Raw genomic sequence first — 5390 nt, forward strand, 5'->3', positions numbered from 1 at the left:
AACTGCGTAAGTCCTATATACAAATAAAACCGGAAAAACCAAAAACTATAAATATTACCCCCAAATTCATTACAGAATTTTTAGAAAAATATATATATTCGAATGACCAACAAAGTATTAGAGACATCTGAGAAATGAGTTATCAGACGGGATTAAAATGGCACGAAAAACACTCCCTCTGCTAAAACACTCATGAACCCCAATCAGCGTAATCATGAATTCCTCATGATTTTATTGTCTCGCTTGAGGTGATCATGGCTTCCCACCCATGGTGATCGTGAGTTTCTTCCTGTATATTCATCGCTTCACCCAGAAGCATGAGCTTACAGCCTGAATGTTCACGAATAATCGTGACAGAATAATCGTGATAATTACAGGAGAGAAGTCTCTATAGTTCAAAAACTAAAACGGAGGATGCAACATTAGCAAAGAAGAATTGCTTCAGGAACTTGCAGATGCTATAATTTCCTGCAAGAAGGATACAGTACTCGCTGTAGTTGAAAAAGCTAAAGGAGAACTGGAACCTTCCGAAATAATAGAAAAAGGACTTGCAGCAGGCATGAATGAGGTTGGTGTCCGTTTCGAGAGAGGAAAATTGTTTCTGCCACATGTGATGATGGCTGCCGATGCGATGACTGCAGGAGTTGCAGCTCTTAAGGATCTTATGCCTGAAGGGGCTTCCGGCTCAAAGCTCGGTGTTATTGTGAACGGTACCGTAGAAGGTGATGTTCATGATATTGGAAAGGCAATCGTATCCACAATGCTTCAATCTGCCGGCTTTGAAGTACATGACATTGGCCGTGATGTTCCAATCAGGAATTTTATTGAGAAGGCAAAGGAAGTCAATGCTGATATGATTGGAATTTCCGCTCTTATGACCACAACTCTCCAGGGACAGAAAAGTGTAATTGAGCTCCTCAAAGAAGAAGGACTCAGAGATAAAGTAAAAGTCATGGTAGGCGGTGCACCTGCAACCCAGGCCTGGGCTGACAAAATCGGTGCAGACTGCTATGCTGAGAATGCAACCGAAGCTGTTGCAAAAGCAAAAGAGCTGCTGGCTTAAATCATTCTTATTCGGAGGTTATAAAAATGGCAAAAAATAATGCAGTTGCTGGATTTAATGCACTTAATGGCGTAGAATTAAACCTTTTTACCACTGACGAACTTAAGGCAATTCACTATGCAACCATGGAAGTTCTGATGGACCCAGGAATTCAGGTTTCTGACCCAGAGGCAAGGCAGATCTTCAAGGAAAATGGCTGCGAAGTTAATGAAAAGACAAACGTTGTAAAGATCCCTGAATATCTTGTAAGAAAAGCTCTTCAGCTCGCTCCCTCCAGATTTGTACTCTGGGGCCGTGATAAAAAATTCAACACTGTACAGGAATGTGGTGGTAAAGTACACTGGACCTGTTTCGGTACCGGTGTTAAGGTCTGCAAATACCAGGATGGCAAGTATGTGACAGTCGACTCCGTCGAAAAAGATATTGCAGACATCGCAAAACTCTGTGACTGGGCAGAAAACATTGACTATTTCTCACTGCCAGTCTCTGCAAGGGACATTGCAGGTCAGGGTGCACAGGATGTCCACGAAACACTTACCCCTCTTGCAAACACCGCAAAACACTTCCACCACATTGACCCTGTTGGCGAAAACGTTGAGTACTATCGGGACATTGTAAAGGCCTATTACGGTGGGGACGAGGAAGAAGCAAGAAAGAAACCTATTTTCTCCATGCTGCTCTGCCCTACCAGCCCACTTGAGCTCAGTGTAAATGCCTGTCAGGTCATCATCAAGGGTGCCCGCTTTGGAATTCCTGTAAATGTCCTGAGTATGGCAATGTCAGGTGGTTCTTCTCCTGTATATCTTGCAGGCACTCTTGTAACCCACAATGCCGAAGTTCTTTCAGGAATAGTACTTGCCCAGCTGACAGTACCTGGAGCTAAAGTCTGGTATGGAAGTTCCACAACTACCTTCGACCTCAAGAAAGGTACAGCACCTGTTGGATCTCCTGAACTCGGTCTTATCAGTGCTGCAGTTGCAAAGCTTGCCCAGTTCTACGGCCTTCCCTCCTATGTGGCAGGTTCCTAGTCTGATGCCAAGGTTCCGGACGACCAGGCAGGCCACGAAAAAACTATGACCACTCTTCTGCCTGCTCTTGCCGGTGCCAACACCATCTACGGAGCTGGAATGCTTGAGCTCGGAATGACATTCTCAATGGAACAGCTTGTTATTGACAATGATATCTTCAGTATGGTTAAGAAAGCCATGCAGGGAATTCCTGTCTCGGAAGAAACTCTTGCAGTCGAATCTATCCAGAAAGTAGGCATCGGAAACAATTTCCTGGCCCTTAAACAGACCAGGCAGCTTGTGGATTACCCGTCCAACCCAATGCTCCTTGACAGACACATGTTTGGAGACTGGGCTGCAGCAGGCTCAAAAGACCTTGCAACAGTTGCACACGAAAAAGTAGAGGACGTTCTTAAAAACCACCAGGTAACCCCAATCGATGCAGACATTTTCAAGGACATGCAAGCAATTGTGGACAAGGCTGACAAAGCCTTCAGAGGCATGTAATTAATATTCAGATATTCAGGAGATCTAAAAATGGCAAACAAAGAAGAAATCATTGCAAAAGCAAAAGAAGCAATCACCGATTTTGACGATGAACTTGCAGAAGAAGTAGCAAATGAAGCCCTTGCTGCAGGAATTGACCCCGTAGAGCTTATTGAGAAAGGCTTTACCGCAGGCATGGAAGAAGTAGGAGAAAAATTCGGCCAGGGCGAACTTTTCCTGCCACATGTACTTGCAGCTGCTGAGGCAATGAATTCCGGTATAAAAGTTATCACCCCTGAAATGGAAAAGCGCAAGTCTCAAACCAAAAGCCTCGGAACCGTTGCTATCGGAACCATCGAAGGCGACATCCACTCCATCGGAAAGGATATTGTAGCTTCCATGCTTAACATTGCAGGTTTCAAAGTAGTGGACCTCGGAAGAGATGTCCCAATTAACACTTTTGTAGAAAAAGTAAAAGAACTCAAACCCCAGGTTGTTGCATCCTCCGCACTTATGACAACCACGATGGTCAACCAGATCCAGATTGAGGAACAGCTGAAAGAAGCAGGTGTTCGCGACCAGGTAAAGACCATGGTCGGTGGCGCTCCTGTTACCCAGGACTGGGCAGACAAGATCGGCGCAGATATCTATGGTGAAAGCGCTAATGACGCAGTCGCCAAGGTAAAAGCAGCCCTGAATGTCTGATAAAGCAGCCTTAAAAAACGGTTTTAACTGCAGAAAATGTATTCAAGCATACATTTTCTGCAACACTCTATTCTGTGCATTTTTGTGAGACTGTAGCTCAGTATATAGATAGAACAGTTCTTGCAAATCGTATTGCCCAAGGGAATATTACAAAAACTGCTAAAAAACAACAGTTGAATAGAAGTTTGAACCTAAGTTGAAAAATATTCCTGAGATATGAGACCCGCAAAAGGAGCTTTTGGGCTGCACTTTCAGGTTGTGGAGATGGACTGGAGATTATGTCCTGAGGGAACTCCACAGCGTTCTGAAAAATGGAGGGAGTTTTCGTGGATTTGAAAGCTTTAAAAAAACAGGAAAGTAAAAGAAAAATCAGTAAAGGGTACATGTGGGCCTTTTTCTGTGCTATATTCTGGGGAATCTGGTATTTGCCAGGAACCGTTGTTTGGGTTCTTAACCCTTTTGATGAAATGAGTAGTGCTATCGCTAAAACAAGTGGAGACGGCATATCTCTTGTTGTGACTGCCGTACTGATTACTGCCTTTAATGCATTGGCTGTCATGCTGGCACTTATGGTCTGGAACGGAGTACTTGGAAAATACGGAGAACTCGTAAGGACTCTTAAGGAATTCCATCCCTGCTCCAAGTGGTTCTTCCTTGCTTCTATCTTCGGTGGTCCTATGGCAATTCTAGGTTCTTTCATTGCTATGGGCTTTATCGGGGGATCATTTGCAGCTGTTGCAGGCCTTCTTTACCCTGTAGTGGGTTCAATTCTTGCTTACTACTGGTATGGAGAAAAGATTTCCAAGAGGGCGGCAATCGGTATTGCAGTCATCGTTCTGGGAGGTATTTCTATTTACGGTGGTGGACTTTTTACTGAACTTTCTTCAGGTAACGTCCCCTGGATAGGATATCTCGGAGGTTTGATGGCGGCTGCCGGCTGGGGCATTGAAGGTGCAATTGCAGGCAAAGGTCTTGATATTGCAGAACCGGATGCCGGGTTGACTCTTCGCTTCCTTGGTGAGAACATAATTTGGTGGATCATCATTGTGCCAGTTCTTGCACTTGTGGGCTTTCCGATGTACTCGTTTGCACTGCAGGCATTTGATCCTTTGACCATACTGATCTTGGTCTTTGCAGGTATCACCTTTGGTTTCTGCTACGTTACATGGTACAAATCTTTTCCACTTATAGGAGTTGGGAGAGGCCAGGGAATTGGAAACCTCTATGGACTCTGTGCTATCATCTTCTTATTCCTCTTCTTTGGAGATGTTCCGGATTGGACTATTATTATAGGCGGTGCTCTCTGTATCGCTGGAAGTTTCATTATGTTTACTGAAGACGCAAGTGAACTTGAAACTCTGAGAGGTGAGTAAAGTGAGCAAAAATCGTCCTATCAAGTTCAGAATCCTGGAACTTTTCCTGGACGGAAACGAACACTGGAACTATGAAATCGTTTCGAAGATCCAGGAAGAGTACGACATGAGGAGCAATTTCCAGAGAGACAGCATTAACTTTGACATCATTGAACTGGCGTCTGGAGGAATGCTGAAGGATGTGGAGCAGAAAGTTGACGAAAACGGAATCTACAAAAAAGGCTTTCTACTGCACAAGTATATGATAACAGATTTCGGCAGAGTTCGAGGCTCTGATGCCTGCTTCAGATATGTTTGATTCAATGGAGGATAAAAATATGACGCAAACAGCAGCGGCTTTAGCAGCTTACAATGCATATTGGGCAAATTCCTTCATACCGGAAGCAAAGATTCTGTGGATGGTTTTGATCCTTATTCTGGCGATAATAGCTCTCTGGCAAGCCAGAACCTTTGTATCCCAATTCTGAACCCCAGAATACAGTTTTCTAAATCTGAATTAAAATAAAAAGAAAGGAGACTAAAAATGGCAACTGAATACGCTTTGCGTATGGGAGACGGTAAACGTGTCTACCTTACCAAAGAAAAAATTGTGTCTGAAATTGAAGCCGGGACTGCAGATGCTGCCGATCTCGGTGAAATTCCGGCCCTGAGCGCCAATGAAATGGACAAGCTTGCAGAGATCCTCATGATGCCCGGCAAGACTGTTAGTGTCGAACAGGGTATGGAAATTCCTGTAACACACGACATCGGTACCAT

General features: G+C 44.2%; 5 protein-coding genes and 2 pseudogenes. All 7 read left to right on the forward strand.

The window, feature by feature from the left end; translation table 11 throughout:
* The first annotated feature begins 421 nt into the window (after positions 1-421).
* Positions 422-1063, forward strand: coding sequence for a dimethylamine corrinoid protein MtbC (gene mtbC / locus A9239_RS13270; RefSeq protein ID WP_048120097.1), 642 nt, complete (start codon positions 422-424; stop codon positions 1061-1063).
* Between the two features lie 26 nt (positions 1064-1089).
* Positions 1090-2577: pseudogene (gene mttB / locus A9239_RS13275) on the forward strand ([trimethylamine--corrinoid protein] Co-methyltransferase).
* Positions 2578-2607: 30 nt separating this feature from the next.
* Positions 2608-3261 carry a methyltransferase cognate corrinoid protein gene (locus A9239_RS13285; RefSeq protein WP_048120103.1) on the forward strand — a complete coding sequence of 218 codons (654 nt, stop codon included), beginning with the start codon at positions 2608-2610 and terminating at the stop codon, positions 3259-3261.
* Positions 3262-3572: 311 nt separating this feature from the next.
* A complete protein-coding gene (locus A9239_RS13290) occupies positions 3573-4634 on the forward strand; it encodes a DMT family transporter (protein ID WP_176722153.1) in 1062 nt (353 codons plus the stop codon).
* Position 4635: 1 nt separating this feature from the next.
* Complete coding sequence (locus A9239_RS13295) at positions 4636-4932, forward strand: hypothetical protein (RefSeq protein WP_048120107.1); 297 nt, start codon at positions 4636-4638, stop codon at positions 4930-4932.
* 19 nt (positions 4933-4951) lie between these two features.
* The gene (locus tag A9239_RS19650; RefSeq protein ID WP_176722154.1) at positions 4952-5101 is read left to right on the forward strand and encodes a hypothetical protein; all 150 of its coding nucleotides are present in this window, start codon (positions 4952-4954) and stop codon (positions 5099-5101) included.
* Positions 5102-5157: 56 nt separating this feature from the next.
* Positions 5158-5390: pseudogene (locus A9239_RS13300) on the forward strand ([dimethylamine--corrinoid protein] Co-methyltransferase); the annotation flags it as partial.

This window comes from Methanosarcina sp. A14 (assembly GCF_001729375.1).
Taxonomy (GTDB): domain Archaea; phylum Halobacteriota; class Methanosarcinia; order Methanosarcinales; family Methanosarcinaceae; genus Methanosarcina; species Methanosarcina barkeri.

Coding starts and splice junctions, on each gene's coding strand:
- A9239_RS19650 (WP_176722154.1), top strand. CDS start 4,952: ATGACGCAAACAGCAGCGGCTTTAGCAGCTTACAATGCATATTGGGCA.
- A9239_RS13290 (WP_176722153.1), top strand. CDS start 3,573: ATGGAGGGAGTTTTCGTGGATTTGAAAGCTTTAAAAAAACAGGAAAGT.
- A9239_RS13285 (WP_048120103.1), top strand. CDS start 2,608: ATGGCAAACAAAGAAGAAATCATTGCAAAAGCAAAAGAAGCAATCACC.